Annotated in this window: 11 protein-coding genes and 8 pseudogenes; 9 read left to right on the top strand and 10 right to left on the bottom strand. The window is 55.3% G+C overall.

All coding sequences use genetic code 11. The annotated features are described in order from the left end of the window. Positions 1-188: 188 nt before the first annotated feature. From ACR0JI_RS13755 to ACR0JI_RS13745, 3 genes are all read right to left on the bottom strand, one after another. Positions 189-869 carry a glutathione S-transferase family protein gene (locus tag ACR0JI_RS13755; protein ID WP_480474632.1) on the bottom strand — a complete coding sequence of 227 codons (681 nt, stop codon included), beginning with the start codon at positions 867-869 and terminating at the stop codon, positions 189-191. 17 nt (positions 870-886) lie between these two features. Continuing rightward, on the bottom strand, positions 887-1,432 hold the full coding sequence (locus tag ACR0JI_RS13750) for a thioredoxin family protein (protein WP_480494465.1): 546 nt from the start codon (positions 1,430-1,432) through the stop codon (positions 887-889). A gap of 107 nt (positions 1,433-1,539) precedes the next feature. Beyond that, entirely contained in the window at positions 1,540-2,121 is a 582-nt protein-coding gene (locus tag ACR0JI_RS13745) for a TetR/AcrR family transcriptional regulator (RefSeq protein WP_480474636.1), read from the bottom strand. Positions 2,122-2,220: 99 nt separating this feature from the next. Between ACR0JI_RS13745 and ACR0JI_RS13740 the strand changes: the two genes are divergently transcribed. The 5 genes and pseudogenes from ACR0JI_RS13740 to ACR0JI_RS13720 all read left to right on the top strand — a co-directional run. Then, entirely contained in the window at positions 2,221-3,078 is an 858-nt protein-coding gene (locus tag ACR0JI_RS13740; protein WP_480474638.1) for a helix-turn-helix domain-containing protein, read from the top strand. Between the two features lie 77 nt (positions 3,079-3,155). Continuing rightward, positions 3,156-3,464 (top strand): putative quinol monooxygenase, encoded by a 309-nt coding sequence (locus ACR0JI_RS13735; RefSeq protein WP_480474640.1) that lies wholly within the window; start codon positions 3,156-3,158, stop codon positions 3,462-3,464. Positions 3,465-3,494: 30 nt separating this feature from the next. Next, on the top strand, positions 3,495-3,845 hold the full coding sequence (locus ACR0JI_RS13730) for a nuclear transport factor 2 family protein (RefSeq protein WP_480474642.1): 351 nt from the start codon (positions 3,495-3,497) through the stop codon (positions 3,843-3,845). A gap of 9 nt (positions 3,846-3,854) precedes the next feature. Beyond that, positions 3,855-4,346: a VOC family protein gene (locus ACR0JI_RS13725; RefSeq protein ID WP_480474644.1), complete on the top strand. Its 492-nt coding sequence runs from the start codon at positions 3,855-3,857 to the stop codon at positions 4,344-4,346. Positions 4,347-4,587: 241 nt separating this feature from the next. Next, a pseudogene (locus ACR0JI_RS13720) lies at positions 4,588-5,040 on the top strand (IS6 family transposase); the annotation flags it as partial. 62 nt (positions 5,041-5,102) lie between these two features. Here ACR0JI_RS13720 and ACR0JI_RS13715 read toward each other — a convergent pair. Further along, positions 5,103-6,453, bottom strand: a pseudogene (locus ACR0JI_RS13715) (IS3 family transposase). A gap of 85 nt (positions 6,454-6,538) precedes the next feature. Between ACR0JI_RS13715 and ACR0JI_RS13710 the strand changes: the two are divergent. The 3 genes and pseudogenes from ACR0JI_RS13710 to ACR0JI_RS13700 all read left to right on the top strand — a co-directional run. Continuing rightward, positions 6,539-7,153 (top strand): annotated as a pseudogene (locus ACR0JI_RS13710) (DMT family transporter); the annotation flags it as partial. A gap of 266 nt (positions 7,154-7,419) precedes the next feature. Next, on the top strand, positions 7,420-9,447 hold the full coding sequence (locus ACR0JI_RS13705; protein WP_480494468.1) for an oxidoreductase: 2,028 nt from the start codon (positions 7,420-7,422) through the stop codon (positions 9,445-9,447). A 168-nt stretch (positions 9,448-9,615) separates the two neighbouring features. Beyond that, positions 9,616-9,777: pseudogene (locus ACR0JI_RS13700) on the top strand (transposase); the annotation flags it as partial. A 115-nt stretch (positions 9,778-9,892) separates the two neighbouring features. On the opposite strand, the pseudogene ACR0JI_RS13695 reads toward ACR0JI_RS13700, so the two are convergent. The 6 genes and pseudogenes from ACR0JI_RS13695 to ACR0JI_RS13670 form a co-directional block, all read right to left on the bottom strand. Continuing rightward, positions 9,893-10,567, bottom strand: a pseudogene (locus ACR0JI_RS13695) (ATP-binding protein). Next, a pseudogene (locus ACR0JI_RS13690) lies at positions 10,551-11,635 on the bottom strand (Mu transposase domain-containing protein). Before ACR0JI_RS13690 ends, ACR0JI_RS13695 begins: the two co-directional pseudogenes overlap by 17 nt. 116 nt (positions 11,636-11,751) lie before the next feature. Then, a pseudogene (locus tag ACR0JI_RS13685) lies at positions 11,752-12,402 on the bottom strand (IS3 family transposase); the annotation flags it as partial. A gap of 52 nt (positions 12,403-12,454) precedes the next feature. Next, positions 12,455-12,616 (bottom strand): annotated as a pseudogene (locus ACR0JI_RS13680) (IS5/IS1182 family transposase); the annotation flags it as partial. 178 nt (positions 12,617-12,794) lie between these two features. Further along, positions 12,795-14,084: a nucleotide disphospho-sugar-binding domain-containing protein gene (locus tag ACR0JI_RS13675; RefSeq protein WP_480474648.1), complete on the bottom strand. Its 1,290-nt coding sequence runs from the start codon at positions 14,082-14,084 to the stop codon at positions 12,795-12,797. 7 nt (positions 14,085-14,091) lie between these two features. Beyond that, complete coding sequence (locus tag ACR0JI_RS13670) at positions 14,092-15,015, bottom strand: GntR family transcriptional regulator (protein WP_480474650.1); 924 nt, start codon at positions 15,013-15,015, stop codon at positions 14,092-14,094. A 178-nt stretch (positions 15,016-15,193) separates the two neighbouring features. On the opposite strand from ACR0JI_RS13670, the gene ACR0JI_RS13665 reads away from it, so the two are divergent. After that, positions 15,194-16,264 (top strand): polyamine ABC transporter substrate-binding protein, encoded by a 1,071-nt coding sequence (locus ACR0JI_RS13665; protein WP_480474652.1) that lies wholly within the window; start codon positions 15,194-15,196, stop codon positions 16,262-16,264. Positions 16,265-16,308 lie beyond the last annotated feature (44 nt).

Genomic DNA, 16,308 nt, shown 5'->3' with positions numbered 1-16,308 from the left:
GGACGCTTGAGCAATTTGAGGGCTCCGCGCCCGGCGCGCTTGCCCAGACCGAAACCGAGGAATATGAAAGCCAGACCCGCAGACTCACGTTATGAATGAGGGAGCCTCGGGGGGCAGGTCAGGGCAAAGCACTTGGTTGGATCGGAAACCAGGCCGAACACCAAATGGCAGCCCGGTCTCCTTTGTCGTCACTTTGCAAAAATTGACCGTGTCGCAGTGAGGGTTTCTTCTTTGACGCTGTCAGGCAAATGATATTGTGTGGCATGCGGGACCTGAACACCTTTGGAACATCCTTCGCGCACAGCAATGGCTGAAATCCAGCGTTGCAGATTGTTCAGGTCGTCCGCGCGAACGCCAGCCCAGTCATGTATGCGCGCCCAGCTCCAATGAGCGATATCGGCGATGGAGAAATCTCCTGCCAGATAATCGTTATCTGCCAATCTCTTGTCGAGAATTTCCAGCAGCCGCCGGGTTTCATCCTGATAACGCTTGATCGCCACTGGTACCTTCTCGGGGAAGTAGCGGTAGAAAACATTCGCCTGACCCTGCATTGGCCCCAACCCGCCAACCTGGAACATCAGCCACTGCAGCACTTCTGAACGTCCCTTTACGTCGGTCGGCATCAGTTTTCCGGCCTTTTCGGCCAGATAAACCATAATCGCTCCGGATTCGAAAATCTGGAAACCACCATTGTCGTTGTCGACAATCGCAGGGATGCGACCATTGGGATTGATCGCGACAAAGTCCGGCTCTTTTTGAATGCCGGTCGTGATGTCGATTGGGTGGACCTGGTAGGGCAGGCCGAGTTCTTCGAGGGTGCAGGAGATTTTCCAGCCGTTTGGAGTTGCCCAAGTATAAAGATCAATCATTTTCCGTCCTTAGCCTGTCATCGCCACTTGATTGAGCAACCCATGCTGGGCGTTTGCCGGCGTGGTCCCTGTCCGGTCCTGGCGATCATCAGCATGGCATCCAAAAGTTCGGGGTTGCGACCAGTCGGATCACCCATCATCGCGCTGTCAATCCGACCGCGATATTGCAGTTCGCCCTTGCCGTTGAAGCCAAAGAAATCAGGAGTGCAGACCGCATCATATGCTTTGGCGACACTTTGATCCTCGTCGACCAGATAGGGAAAGCGGAACCCGAAATGTGCTGCGAATTTCGTCATCATGGGGGGGGCGTCTGAGGGGGCATAGCTGAAATCATTCGACATCACGGCCAAAACACCGATCCCGTTATCCATCAGCACGGATGTGTCTTCCGCAAGTCGTTTGGCAATGGCTTGTACATAGGGGCAATGGTTGCAAATGAATGCGACCAGCAGCCCTTTGGGGGTCAGGTGATCGGAAAGGCTGTGTATTTCCCCCTGGGGGTCCGGCAGGGTAAAGGCTGGAGCTTTCCAACCGAATTCACAGATGGGGGTATCAAGTAGCATCGCGGAAATACTCCTTATGCTGGAGTGGAACAGGTTTTCGCAGTTTTAGAACGATCGGTATAAACAAGTAAAGTCTAAAACGATCGGTCAAATCAAGTTCCCGATGATCAGTCGAGCAAACGTTTTGCCTGATCTGCGACGGCTTGCAGTGTTTCCTGGGTGAAATCGCCTCGGCCCATAACGCGCATGGCCAGCACGGCACCCATCAGCGCTTTGGACGCGGCCTCGGCGTCGACCTCAGACGATATTTCACCTGTCACTTGCCCCGCCCGAAAATTCTGTAAAAAGAAATCTTCGAGGTCATGCAGGCCGTTCATCACCACATTGCGCACGTCATCCCCATGAGTCGGAAGTTCGACAAGCGTATTCACCAGAAAGCAACCGCGTTTCTGGGTGTCGGCGAGCGTATCTTTCACAGTGCCATTCATTAGCGCAATAATAGCATTGCGAGGGGTGTTTTCCACCGACAGGCGCGTCAGCCCTGCGCGCCTGTTTTGGCGGTCGTATTTAAGCAGAGCCCGCAAGAACAGCTCTCTCTTGCCGCCAAACGCATTGTAAAGGCTGCCTTTGTTGATACCCGTGCCTTCAACAAGGTCGGAAATCGATGTCGCGTCATAACCGTGTTTCCAAAACAGAGCGGTTGCTTTGTCCACGGCTTGTTCTTCGTCGAAATTTTTCTGCCAGGGCATTGAGCGAACTCCGGAACAGTAGTGGTTATCCGACAATATTTTGACTGATCGGTACAATCAATAGTATATTGGCGGGAAATCTTTGAAGGGAGGTGTTGCATGACTAGGCCAAACATCATTCCGCTGCACAAGCTGAAGGCGCATGCAGCAAGCCATTTTGCGACGCGTCCGCTGGCGCAGAGGCTGGCAGCGGCCTTCCGGGATGCACACTATCGGCCGAATGAACTTCACAGGCATGATTATTTTGAACTGTTTCTTCTGAGCGATGGTGGCGGAACCTGTTCTATAGAGGGCACAGATCACCAACTTGACCCCGGTACGGTTCTAACGTTGCCGCCCGGTGTTGTGCATGGCTGGACTGACCGTCGGGAACTCGATGGGTTTGTGGCCCGCGTCCCTTTGCATCTCGGTTTTCACATGCCCGTTCTTTCGGACAACGAGGTTTTCGCCCTTGCCTTACCGCGACGTCTGCGCGGGCATCTGCTGTCGCTGATGAACTGGATCACGGAGGAGGATGAGAGCCGCGCGCAACGCCGTCAACCGTTACAGCAGCAGCAATGGCGGCTGTTTCTTGATTGTGTGGCCTCTGAACAGAATATGCGAAAGCCAGCCGCTCAAAGAAGGCAGACTAGGCCGGATCTGTTTGGCGCTTTCCTGACGCTTCTGGAACGTAAACACCACTTGCGATGGGGTGTGCAGGATTATGCGAATACGTTGTCCGTCAGTCGAAGCAGGCTTTTGCGGATTGTACAGAAGCGGGCTGGCTGTTCTCCGGCCGATATGATCAGGGCTCGGACGCTGAAAGAAGCGGAGCGTCTGTTATTGGTTTCCAAAAAAACCTGCGCCGAAATCAGTGACGAGTTGGGTTATTCCAGTCAAGCACAGTTTTCGCGCTCGTTTTCGGCGCAACACGGTATGTCACCCAGCCAATATCGCAGCAAAATGGCAAATCTCTGACGCAAACAGCTAAAGACTGCCCATCTCAACTTTATTAGCCTTGAGAACTCAACATTGGCTCTTAAGGAGAAATACGAATGAGCAACGATGTTCTCGTCGTCATCGCCATCGTCAAGGCAAAGCCGGAAAAAGCGGATGAGTTGTACCATCTTCTGGTCGACCTGGTCGCACCGACCCGGGCCGAAGAAGGTTGCATCCGATATGAGATGAACGTTTCGGACGACCGTTTGACTTATGTCTTCACCGAGCAATGGGCCAGCAAACCTCTTTGGGAAGCACATATGGAAACGCCGCATCTCGAAGGGTTCAAAGCGGTCATGGACGACCTGGTCGATGGGTTCGAACTGCACACGCTCAATTTGGATCCGGTCAACTCAAGCCTCTGAACGTAAGCGAAAAAAGGGAGGAAACTACAGATGTCTCGTACACCGAAAGAGATATTCATGCACCACCTGGAAACCCTTGGTGGGCGCGATGTCGACGGAATCGTCGCCGACTATACCGATGAGTCCGTGGTCGTGACCGGCGAACGCGTCTACAAGGGAAAGGCGGAGATTCACGAGTTCTTCACCAAGTTGCTGGCCCACCTGCCAGAGGCGGAATGGGGCCTGCACAAGGAGATTTACGAACAGGACACGCTTTATATCGAGTGGAGCGCGAAGTCGCCCACTCATAACGTGACATCGGGCGTTGATACATTTGTCTTCCAGGACGGAATGATCCGCGTTCAAACGGCTTATGCGCCGTTGATCCGCACAGGGATCTGAGGTGTTCCGATGCAAGTCACAGGCGTGTTCCATATTTCGATCAAGACCCAGAAGCCTAATGCGACAATGCGTTTCTATACCGAAGTTCTTGGTATGGAAGAAGCTCCTCGTCCGCCATTCGAGTTTCCTGGGTTTTGGCTGAAACTCAACACTTCGGTTGGAGAAGTGCCGATCCACCTCTATACCGGTGACGCGGCATTGAACAATGATGGATCAGCACCGGAAGGGACTGGCTGCATCGACCATTTTGCATTCTCTGTGCATGGTTTTCAGGAAATGCGCGAACGCTGTCAGCGTCTTGGTGTAGACTACCGGGAACGGCGCATTCCTTCGCTGACACTGGTGCAGATGTTCATGTACGATCCGAACGGAGTTCAGATCGAACTGAATTTCAACTCGAACAGCGAAGAACCACTGCCGGAAATAAACCCGGAGAACTTTCCCCGTGCTGGCGGACAGTGGTTTGATCCTGCTTCAGTCGCGCACTGGGGGCAGGACTAACGCTAAAGCAAGGGAGCCTGCCCAGCGGGTGGGCTCTTTTGGTATGTAATCTGAGATGCTTAACTGGAAGAAATGCGGAATGGTGGGGTATTCGAAGCATTGACAAAAATGATCTGTTGAATTCTGCGCCTTCCATGTGCTCGTTTCGGGGATGTGTCGCAAACTCTGGGGTTTAGGTGACGTGCATGCGTGATCTGAGGTTTGTACTCGTCGAATAGTTTTCGAATAGGTTTTTTTGAGCATGATCTCATTGAAGGGCTGTCTTTTCCCCAAGGATGCAGTTTTTGTATGCTGTGTACTTCTATCTGCGATACACGGTGTCGTATCGGGACTTAGAAGAAATCCTGGTAGAACGCGGCGTTCAGGTGGACCATGCCACTCTCAACAGGTGGGTTGTGAAGTATTCACCATGATCGCAGCAAGAGCGCAATCGAAGAAACGCCCAACGCTGAACTCCTGGTGCATGGGCGAGACCTATATTCGTGTTCGCGTCAATTGGATGTACCTTTACAGGGCCGTCGACAAGGCAGGAAATACCCTTGATTTCATGCTGTCCGAGCGCAAGAACCGTCAAGCTGCCGTCAGGTTCTTTGCCAAAGCTCTGTCTTCAAATGGAATCCCGAGCAAGACCGTCATCGACAAGAACGGTGCCAACACCGCCGGAATCAAGGCCATCAACAAGTGTCCGTTGTCAGAGTTTTTCGGAATGGGTTGGTGTTTTCGTAACGGAGGCTCTGGTTCGGTTTCTGTTTGAGTTTAAGCGGCAGCGGATTGGTGCTGCAACCTACGTTTTCGGAATGTCTGTTTCTTGATCTCCTCTCTCATTTTCAGGATCTTCGCACCCTTGGCGTAATAGACGTCGGCCGGGGTCAGGTTGGCCAGGCTCTCGTGGTAGCGATGGTTGTTATAGTGGTCGACGAAGGTGCCGATTTGTCGTTCGAGGTCCCCAGGCAAGTAGTAGTTCTCCAGAAGAACACGGTTCTTCATCGTCTGATGCCACCGCTCGATCTTGCCCTGGGTCTGCGGGTGATGCGGTGCGCCGCGAACATGATCCATGCCTTTGGCATCAAGGTAGTCGGCCAGGTCGGCAGCGACGTAGGATGAACCATTATCACGGAGCAATCGTGGCTTCTGGACGACCCCGGCCTGATTACACCCTGATGCTTCCAACGCCAGCTCCAGCGTGTCGATCACATCGGCTGCCTTCATCGTCGTACAGAGTTTCCACGCGATGATGTAACGGCTGTAGTCGTCGAGGATCGTGGACAAATAGAACCAACCCCAGCCGATGACCTTGAGATAGGTAAAGTCGGTCTGCCAGAGCTCGTTGGGGCGCACTGTCTTGTCCCTGAACTCGTCCGCGGCACAGATCACCACATGAGCCGGTGCGGTGATCAGATCCTCGGCGCTGAGGAAGCGGTACACGGATGACTCCGAGACAAAGTAGCGCTTCTCATCAGTGTATTTGACCGCCAACTCGCGTGGCGTCAGGTCTTCGTGCTCCAGGGCAAACTCGACAACGTCCTCGCGGATGTCGTCCGGGATGCGGTTCCACACCGACTTCGGTCGGGGAGATCGGTCTGCCAGTGCATCAACGCCGCCTTCGACCCACCGCGCATACCAATCGTAGTAGGTGCTCTGGGGATACCGAGCATCGACAGCGTCTGCCTGACCGGCAGGTGCAAAGCTTCCACCGTGCGGATGATCTCAAGCTTCTCTGAGGCGGGGTATCTCATGCGTAGTCCTCCCCATCCCCGATCATGCTTTTTTTGAGCAGTCGGTTCTCGAGCGTCAGCTCAGCAACGACTTCCTTTAGGGCCAATGCTTCAGATCGCAGATCCTTGACCTCAGGTGCCGTCGCCTGGCGGGCGGTGTCACCGACCAGCCGGTTCTTCCCAGCTTCAAGGAACTCCTTCGACCAGGAATAGTACAGGCTCTCGGCAATGCCCTCGCGGCGGCATAGCGCGGCGATGTTCTCTTCGCCCCGCAGGCCAGCCAGGACAATCCTGTTCTTTTCCTCGGCCGATTACTGTTTGCGGGTCTTGCGTTTGATGCCGCTGACCAACTTGTCAGCGGCGTCCTTCGATGTTCCGGACTTCTGGTTCATCTTCGCTCCATAATGGCTTCGATGAACCAGAAATCCTCCGTTGCTCAAACCCCTAAATCTTTCCGGTAGGCGCTGACGTCAGACACTGGCCCCGTTCATTGTCCTGTTGGTCGACAAGTATTATCTTGGCGAGGATGTCGGCCCTCGTCGAGTGGGAGCGGCTCTTGTGGGATTTGTTGGGGTTTTGTTCGTTATCCAGCCCAGCTTCGCGGCCTTTGGCGCTGTTGCCATAATCCCTCTTGGTACCGCGGTCGCCTTTGCTTTCTACATTCTTGTGACGCGGGGATTGTCACGCCGGATGCACCCCGTGGCTCTGCAATTCCACACTGGCCTGATTGCCAGTCTGTTTTGCATTCCCGTACTGATAGCTGCCCAAGGTTCCGGCTCCGAGCTGTTCGATCCTGTCTGGCCGGCAGGCCTCGCGCTGTTGTGGCTTCTGGGGGCGGGCTTTTTCGCAACGGTGAGCCACCTGATGATGACCTATGCCCTTTCCTTTGCACCTTCGGCTACATTGGCTCCCCTGCAGTACTTTGAGCTGCCGGTAGCGGCCCTGTTTGGCTATCTTGTCTTCAATGACTTCCCTAACATGCTTAGCCTGCTTGGTATTGCCATCATCATCAGTGCCGGGCTGTACATGATCCATCGCGAAAGGGTTATAGCTAGACAGTTGGTCACTGAGCGCGCAGCACCTCCAATCTAAGACTACACGTGCTCGTGGCCCTTAGCTGACCCTGGTGGATTGAGAGGCACCTATCAGGTCCCCGTCTCTGCTCAACGAGTTTTCCACATAGAAGTCTCTTGGCCGGGTCGCCTTTTCACACAGCTATGTCGGAAGCTGCGAATTCTTGCGTGTTGCTTCCCATGTAAAATACTTTCGAAAACAAACTTCATCGGGCGTGAAATCTGACCAGAGGGCCCGACCTTGAACGGTTCTCTGTCAACAGATTTGGCCTAAGGGATACGAAAGTGGCAAACCTACTTGATCCGTTTCAATTGAAACATCTCACTTTGCGCAATCGTATCGTAAGCACTTCCCATGCACCGAATTTTGTCGAAGATGGCCATCCCCGGGACCGTTACAGATTGTACCACGAAGAAAAGGCCAAGGGCGGAGTCGCCCTGACCATGGTCGGCGGGTCAACCAATATCGCCCCTGACAGCCCATCAGTGTTTGGCCAGCTCTATGCCGGCGATGACAGTATTATCCCATGGTTCCGGAAACTGACGGATGGCGTACACGAACATGGTGCCGCCATCATGTGCCAGATCACCCATATGGGGCGGCGCACAGCCTGGGATGATGGGTATTGGCTTCCGGTTCTGGCTCCGTCCGGTATCCGAGAGCGCGCGCACCGCGCCTTTCCAAAAGTAATGGAACAAGAGGATATCGACCGGGTGATCCGCGATTTCGCAGCTGCCGCGCGACGCTGTCAGCAGGGCGGGTTCGACGGGATCGAGCTTCTGTCCCACTCACACCTTCTGGGGCAATTCCTGTCCCCACTTACCAACAAGCGCGACGATGACTATGGCGGGACGTTGGAGAACCGCATGTGCCTGAGCCTGCAGGTGCTTGACGCGGTGCGCGCTGAAGTCGGCCCCGAGTTCATCCTGTCGATGCGCATCACCGGCGATGAACAAACCGAAGGAGGGCTGAGTGCCGAAGATTGCATAGCCGCCGCCCGGATGCTGGAAAATTCCGGCCATGTCGACCTTCTCAATATCCTTGCCGGCGCACCCTACGATGATCTTGGTCTGGCCGAGTGGGTGCGCCCCATGGGGTTGCCTGCGGCCCCGCACGTCACCGTGGCCGGACGCATACGTGATGCGGTCGATCTACCGATCCTTCACGCAGGAGGGATTGCGGATATTGCCACGGCCCGTCACGCGGTATCTGGCGGCCATGTCGATCTGGTGGGCATGACCCGCGCACAGATAGCCGACCCCTATTTGGTGGAAAAACTCGCACGCGGGGAAGAAGAGCGTATCCGCCCTTGTGTCGGCTTGGGCTACTGCGTGGACCGTGTCAATCAGGGCAAACCTGCCGTGTGCGGACACAATGCTGCGACGGGACGTGAGCAGACCTTGCCTCATATCATCATCCCCAGCGACACTCGCAAAAAAGTGGTTATCGTCGGTGGCGGGCCCGGAGGGCTGGAGGCCGCGCGGATTTGTGCCCTGCGTGGCCACGACGTGGTGTTGTTCGAGGCGTCGGATCGTCTGGGCGGACAGTTGGGTCTGGCCGCCAAGGGGATGACGCGCAGGCAGGTCTGGGGCGTTGCTGACTGGTTGATTTCAGAAGTGACGGTGCTTGGGGTCAATATCCGCCTGAACACCTATGCCGAAGCCGAAGATGTGCTGTCCGAAGTCCCTGATGTCGTGATCATTGCGACAGGTGGTTGGCCCGGTACCTTAACCATCCCCGGCGGTGACCTGGCAATCTCCAGTTGGGACGTGTTGTCCGGTGAGGTGCGTATCTCGGGCGAGGTGCTATTGTTTGACGAGATCGGCGACCACCCTGCGGCCGTCACGGCTGACGTGCTGGCTGGTAACGGTTGCAGTGTCAATCTGGTGACCCCAGATCGGGCTCTTCTGCATGACCTTGGCCCAACGACCTCTGCTGTCGCATTACGCGATCTGGCCGCTAATGGAGTCGCCTTCACTTGCCTCCAGGAGCTCACCTGCCTTTCGCACGAAGGCGATCGGGTTCTTGCCAGCCTACGTCATTCGTTGACGGGGGGCGTCATTGAACGTCTTGTAGATCATGTGGTCGTTGAACATGGTCTGTCCCCTATGGCCGAACTCTATCACGACCTCAAACCAATCTCGTGCAACCTTGGGCAGGTTGAACACCAAGCGCTCATTGGCGGGACGCTTCCATTTCCTGATACCAATCGGAGCGGTCAGTTCTATTTGGCCCGCATTGGCGACGCGGTTACAAGCCGAAATATGCACGCCGCAATTCTCGATGCCTTGCGTGTTTGTGCACAGATCTGAAAGAAACCAAGCCGCTCTGCCGATTAAGGATGGGAGCGGACTATCAGTTCTGGCTCAACTTATGACAGGAAAGCATCCACTTTCATAGGTATCGAACGGCCCTAGGCTCAGGATTCGTTGATTTTCAAAGAGCTGCATGATTCACGGTTCGAAAAACGGAGCGGTGATATGAGCGACCTTTTCTGGCGGACTGACGAGCAGATGGCCAGACTTTCCCCTTTCTTCCCGCGGTCTCATGGCAAGCCGCGGGTCGATGGCAAGAGGGTGCTGAGCGGGATTATCTTCATCAATCGCAATGGGTTGCGGTGGCGTGACTGTCAATCGGCATTCAAAGCTGACCCCCTATCGGCATCCAATATTGCCCCCCTTTATGCTGAGCTGGCCCGGGGCTGCGTAGCCCTCACATAGCGCCGCGGCGGCAGGCCTGCGGTGTTTCGGATTGGCGTTATGCTCGGTTCTTGAAGCGCCAGCTTTCGTTGCCGGTTTCGACGATCTCGCAGTGGTGGGTAAGCCTGTCGAGCAGCGCGGTTGTCATCTTGGCATCGCCGAACACGCTGGACCATTCGCCGAAGGCCAGGTTGGTGGGGACGATGATCGAGATTCGGTCGTAGAGTTTACTGATCAGGTGGAACAGGAGTTGGCCCCCGTCTGGGCGAAGGGCAGATAGCCCAATTCATCGAGGATCAGGAAGTCGAGACGGGAGAAGAGGTCTGCGGTTCGCCCCTGGCGTTCTGCGGGGCTTCTGCATCAAGCTTGTTCACCAGGTCGACGACATTGAAAAACCGACCCCGGCGTCCGGCCCGGATACAGGCACGGGCGATGCTGACGCGAGATGGGTTTTGCCGGTGCCTGTACCGCCAATCAGGACGAGATTGCGCTGGTGGTCGAGGAAGTCGCCGGTGGCCAAGTCACGGATCAGGGCCTCATTGACCTCGGCAGCTTCGAAGTCGAACTCTTCCAGTTCCCTGGCGAGCGGCAGCTTGGCGATGGTCATCTGGTATTTGACCGACCGTGCCTGCTTCTCGCGGATCTCGGCGGTCAGAAGGTCGCCGATGATCTGCTGGGGCTCGTGCTGGCGCTTGACGGCCGTGGTCAGGACCTCGTCATAAGCGGCGCGCATCCCGTAGAGCTTCAGTTTTCCCATCGCGTCGATCACGTCTGAGCGTTCCATTCTGTGTTCTCCTCAAGCTGTCATATCGGTTGCAGTCGGCAATGGGTTCGCAGGCCAGCCGCAGGGCGTCCGGGGTGGTGATTGTCAGGGGCGGTGGCGGCTCGCTGTGTCGGGCCAAGATGTTCAGAACTACACCGGCAGGTCCCATTCCTTGAAGGGTGTCCCGTTGCGCAGAGCGCCGGGTTTGCGGGCCAGAACAGGTATGTAGTGCAAGGGATCAAAGATGATCTTGTCCCGCCCGAACGCCCGGGGATGGCTGCCGACAATCCGGCCATCCTGCCAACATTCCAGCCGGTCGGCATACGCCCTGATCTCCACCGGCCGTCCCACGGCACGAGCATCAACCGAGTATCGGTTCTTGTCGAACCGCACGAGGCAGGTCTTTGATACCGAGGCCGAAACCGCATGGAATCCATCGAATGGGCCGACATAGGGAACAAGGCTCGGACGCTCTTCTTCGAACACCTCCCAGATGATCTTGTCCCGCAGCTCCGGATGTTTGTTCGCCTTCGCATAGGCCCGCACAAACGGCATCCGGCTGTGGCTCAGGCGGACATGCGCAACCTTCACCGTCACGGTCGCGCCGTCGAGGATGACGATCTCATGGCTCCAGTCGAACTGATAAGCTTCGCCGGGATCGAAGCTGAGCGGCACATAGGCCGCCGCAGACGCTTCCCGCGTTGCCTTCGATCAACGGGCCGCATAGCGCCGCACCGCGTCATAGCTGCCACCAAAACCACGGTTGCGCAGGTCCTCGTAAATCCGAAAAAGGGTCAGACGTTGGCGTTTCGGTTGCCGGGCGTTCTCCGCCAACATCTCATCCAGATCAGACCGCCAGGGATCAATCTTGGGGCGGGGCTGCGTGGACCGGTCATAACTGAACTCCGTCGCTCCGGATCGCACCACCTTGCGCACCGTATTCCGCGATACCCGAAGCTCCCGGCTCATCTGCTTGATCGACCTCCTCTGGATGAAATACGCCCGCCTGATCTTCGCAATCGTTTCCACAACCAACATCCCCAAATCGCTCCCTCATATCTTCGAGGAAGCTTCTGAACAGAAATATCAGGGGGGGCACTTTTGGACGCCGATTACCCCAATACAGGGGTCAATTTTGCATGCCGGTTCACAAACTGTCGCATCAGCCGTTCCACCGTGCAGCGTTCCACATCGAAGCTTTCGCGGCGCATCTGATGCCAGACCATGCGCACCCCGTAGACCTTGAAGTTCTGATCCCACACCCTGTGCACTTCGCACCGCAGGACGGCATCCCGTTTGGCGCGATCAGATGCACGATCCGGATCACGGACAACGGCCAGATGGTCGTAGAAGGTCGAAGGGGCGATCGGCAAAACCCGGCAGATCGGCTCGACCCAATACTCGGCCCGGTGATCGCCCCCTCTCGGGACATTGCGTCCCGCAATGCCTAGCCGGGCAGTGGATTAACCCGATCATCGTTTCAGTGGGCGGTCGAGCTCAGCCTGAGCAAGATACGTGCTGGCCTTTTTTAGGATCTCATTGGCCTGACGCAGCTCCCGCACTTCGCGTTCCAGTTTCATGATCCTGGTCCGCTCTTCCGACGTCACACCATCCCGGTGGCCAAGGTCAGTTTCCTCCTGCTGAACCCAACGCCGCAATGTGTCCCGGCCACAGCCGATCTTCGGCGCAATCGCCTTGATCGCTGCCGCCTGACTCTCATAGCTGCCTTGATTGTTAAGCACCATCCGCACGGCCCTTGCGCGCGTCTCAGGTGAATAGCGGTTCGCTCTGTTGTCTCTTTCCATGGCTCCAATCCTTCCTCGATTTGGAGCCTCCGGAAAACCCGGAGCGGTTCAACGGTCGGCTAGTCGAATTGTAGAACGGAGCAAGGTGCCGACGGATATCAGACAGTTCGACGAACCGGTCTGTACCTCGAAGAATATGGTCTTGCGGAACATGATCCTCAATCGAGAATTCGTAGAACAGTGACCCTTGTGTTTGCTGCCTTGGCCCCTTCATCGCTCATTCCCCCGTTCAGTACGGAAATTGAATCAGCGATTTGTGCGTCAATCAACGAATAGTTTTTCGCCAGAATAAGCCCAAAACCTACACTTTAGGTACAGTGATTAAGAGTTCGTTGCGATGTTCCCTTCCATCCTTAATTACAAAACGGATGACCGACGGGACAAAACTAGATTCAGTTAGGTTTTACACAATCCAGAATTTTCTGAGCAGCTAACTGAACCGACTTTCTCAACCGCATGAACTCTGAGTTCGCAGCCAGCCGGGCCTTTAGCTCCGCGTCCCCAAGTAGTCGGTTAATCGCATTCTCCAACTGCTCCGGCGTCCAATCCCACCGATTTAACCTGAGTCCGACACTGGTTTCAACTGCTCGCTGGGCGTTATCGTGCCCGTCCCAGCAATAGGGGAGGATCAGCGACGGGGCCCCGAAATACAGCGCTTCGCAAAAGCTGTTGTTACCGCCGTGGTGAATAAACAGATCGCATTGTTCAACCACGGAAGGCTGCGGGAACCATTCCTGCAGATGAACATTGTCTGGTACTCTGGAATAGGCATCGATCTGGGCCCCGACATTGACCAGAAACCTCATGTCCATTGTCTTGAATACGTCGAACAGGCTTTCAAAGAATGTGACATCCATAGCACCCAGGCTACCAAAACTCACATACACCAGAGGCCCGTCGTTACGGGGCATCTGAGGTACACGGTAGGGACCTTCTTGGCGTACGCAGCCTTCGAGGAAGGTGAATTGTCCAGGACTCAGCGCCTGATCACGATCGTGGCGAATTATCGATGGCGCCAAAAGAAGGTTTTGATGCGGTGATGTTTCTAGGAACTCACCATTAGGCAATAGCTCAAGTCCCCGATCCTGGCGAAATTTGTTGTAGCGAGCATGAATTGGGCCAAGGGTCTCCAGGTACTGGTCCCGGAATGCCGCGCACCCGGCCACGTCAGATGCCGGCAGGCCGGACAGGTACGGCGGTAGGCAGTTGTCTGGCAACTCGGTTTCCGCGCATGAAATGACCCTGACCCATGGGCGCTCGGATCGTACGATGGCTGGGAACATGATGACGTTGTCGAGAACGACGACATCCGGGTTGATCCGCTCTAGCGCCGTTTCCAACCCCTGCTCAACCGATTCCGCAGTCTCGACGATTGCGCTCCAAACGGGCTCTACATAGGTGGCCAGTTGGTCAGTTGGGAGCATGCTAAAATGCGGTAGGTGATGACTCAGGAATTCCTGCCAATAGGTCTGGGTTTCCTCTTCTGTCAACTTTGATTGAACTGGGACGGCGAACTCGTCAAAACCGTAATCTGCGAATACGCCACCAAAGCCACCGTGGGTCAGGAAAACGGGGAGTGCGCCCATTGCGCGAAGCTCCTGAGCGATCCCCACACAATTCAGTGCAGCCCCAAAACTAGCTTCAGGGAAAAAAGCGATTAAAGGTGCTTCCTCGCGGTTCATCATTCACTCATCGGATTGACCCGCGGGTCGCTTGGACAAGCGCCGGCGCGCCACGATTGGCGACGCTGGGTCTTTGGTTCATTGAAAGCCGCAAATGAACCCTCATCTGATCCGCCGCAAGATCGAAATGACCCTGCTCGATGAAATCAAGTATGCGCAGATGTTCCTCAAGCGCCTGCCTCATCCGAAAGTCGATCATACCGAACGATCCGCCTGGCAGGTGGCGCAACCCATGGTGGGCAATGAGAGCAGAAGCTAGATACTGGTTGCCGGACGAACGAGCGATAAGCTTGTGAAAGGCAAGATCCGCGTCTTGGAATTCCTGGCTGTTGAAGGAGTTTTCCGACTGCGCCAGAAGCGCTTCGGTTTGGGTGCGGACCAGATCGGCGCGCTTGGTGTCCAACTTGAAACCGTCGGACAGAATGGCCTGCGGTTCCAGTATTAGACGAAATTCGTAGCTCTCAATCCGTCCTGAACGGTCTCCTGGCATGCGAGTAAACACCCAGGATTGGCCTTCGGCTTTCTGAATCACGCCTTGGGCTAGGAGAGCTTCGAGCGCACGCTGTGCAGCGCTGCGTGAAACTGAATATCGCCGGATCAGGTCTGTGACATTGATGGCGCCGTCCAGGCGTCGGGCTCCGCGATCTCGTAGGATGTCACCAGCGAGATCGGCACCTGCTCCAACCGAATGCTGGTTTAGTATCGAATGCCCCTTTTCGGGTTCGCATTCTAGGACAAACCCACCTTCTGCCGCTTTGCGTGCCATCCCCTCTTTTTCCAGTAGCCTCAATGCGGATCTAACTGGAGTGCGAGAGACGCTGCACGAATCAGCAAGGGTTTTTTCCACCAGCCTGTCGCCCTGATGCAAGTCGAGATCCATCGCAACGTCCAGTATTTTTTGAGCAAGTTTCAAGTGTTTGCTTGGCGACATAACAAGGCGGCTTTCGTCATTCTTAATTAATATACAATAAAAACGGTACTTTAAATGTCTTCATCGGGCCACACAAAAATGATTCAAAAAATTGTTGAGTTTTATTTAATCAAAAAATACCGTGATTGCATCACATATCTCGCCCCAGAAGCGAGCGCGGATGTCAAGGGAGGAAGACATGACCAACAAGTTCACCAATTCGTTCCGTTTGCCATTTGCTTGGCTCACAGCCGGGGCGGTCTGCGCTCTCAGCGTATTCGCCGGAGCGGCCCAAGCAGAAAAAATCGTGATCTCGAACTGGGACGGTTACATGCCGCCGGACCTGCTGGAGAATTTCACCAAGGAAACCGGTATCGAGGCCGAGCTTTCGGTGCATGGCACCAACGAAGAAATCATGGGCAAAGTCGTAGCCGGTGGGGGCAAGGGCTATGACGTTCTTTTCGTCTCGTCGCCATTTGCCGAAGCATTAAACAACTTGGGGCTGGTGGCTGCTATCGACCACGATAAGGTTCCGAATGCGTCCAACTTGTATGACGAAGCTAAAGAACTGGCTCATGATCCGGGCAACAACTATTCAATGCCATACGCTTGGGGCACGACGGGCTTATGCTACCGGTCAGACCTGATGGCAGAACCGACTTCGTGGAATGATCTGCTCAAACCCTCTGACGACCTGAAAGGCAAAGTGACAATGCTCTCGACGGATCGTTGGCTGATGGGAGCTGCCGCGCTAGCCCTCGGAAAGTCGCTGAACGATACGTCGGATGAGACGTTGGCGGCTGCAAAGGACCTGCTGGTTGCGGCGAAGCAGGATCTGCTGGCCTACGACGATGCAACTTTTTATCTGAAGTTGGTATCGGGCGAGGCAACGATGGTTCACGCCTGGGATGGCTGGTGTAACTACGGCATCGGTGAGAACGCAGACATCAAGTATACGATCCCATCAGAAGGATCGGATCTGTGGGTAGATGCGCTAGTCATCACGGATGCATCTGAAAACAAAGACGCGGCGCATGCCTTTGTGAACTATGTCTTGGGCGCGGATGTCGGTGTCTGGGTTGCCAGTAATATCCTATACAAAACGCCGAACAAGGCTGCGATGGCGGCGCTGGACCCGTCCTTGATCGAAACCTTCCCGAACATGGGAATGTCGCCCGCAGACCTTACCAAGTACGAGCAGTTGCGCGATCTCGGCAATGGCCAGAAACCCTTTGCACGTACCGTGACCGAAATTATGGCCGCACAATAAGTGATCAAACCCTGAGCAAAACCCGACCCGAACAAAGGGTCGGG

The sequence above is a fragment of the Ruegeria sp. N10 genome (assembly GCF_056531545.1).
This window is presented reverse-complemented; position numbering and strand designations above follow the sequence as displayed.

Excerpts from the sequence above, each read along its gene's own strand:
- ACR0JI_RS13755 (WP_480474632.1), bottom strand. The coding sequence starts at position 869 with ATGATTGATCTTTATACTTGGGCAACTCCAAACGGCTGGAAAATCTCC.
- ACR0JI_RS13750 (WP_480494465.1), bottom strand. The coding sequence starts at position 1,432 with ATGCTACTTGATACCCCCATCTGTGAATTCGGTTGGAAAGCTCCAGCC.
- ACR0JI_RS13745 (WP_480474636.1), bottom strand. The coding sequence starts at position 2,121 with ATGCCCTGGCAGAAAAATTTCGACGAAGAACAAGCCGTGGACAAAGCA.
- ACR0JI_RS13740 (WP_480474638.1), top strand. The coding sequence starts at position 2,221 with ATGACTAGGCCAAACATCATTCCGCTGCACAAGCTGAAGGCGCATGCA.
- ACR0JI_RS13735 (WP_480474640.1), top strand. The coding sequence starts at position 3,156 with ATGAGCAACGATGTTCTCGTCGTCATCGCCATCGTCAAGGCAAAGCCG.
- ACR0JI_RS13730 (WP_480474642.1), top strand. The coding sequence starts at position 3,495 with ATGTCTCGTACACCGAAAGAGATATTCATGCACCACCTGGAAACCCTT.
- ACR0JI_RS13725 (WP_480474644.1), top strand. The coding sequence starts at position 3,855 with ATGCAAGTCACAGGCGTGTTCCATATTTCGATCAAGACCCAGAAGCCT.
- ACR0JI_RS13675 (WP_480474648.1), bottom strand. The coding sequence starts at position 14,084 with ATGAACCGCGAGGAAGCACCTTTAATCGCTTTTTTCCCTGAAGCTAGT.
- ACR0JI_RS13670 (WP_480474650.1), bottom strand. The coding sequence starts at position 15,015 with ATGTCGCCAAGCAAACACTTGAAACTTGCTCAAAAAATACTGGACGTT.
- ACR0JI_RS13665 (WP_480474652.1), top strand. The coding sequence starts at position 15,194 with ATGACCAACAAGTTCACCAATTCGTTCCGTTTGCCATTTGCTTGGCTC.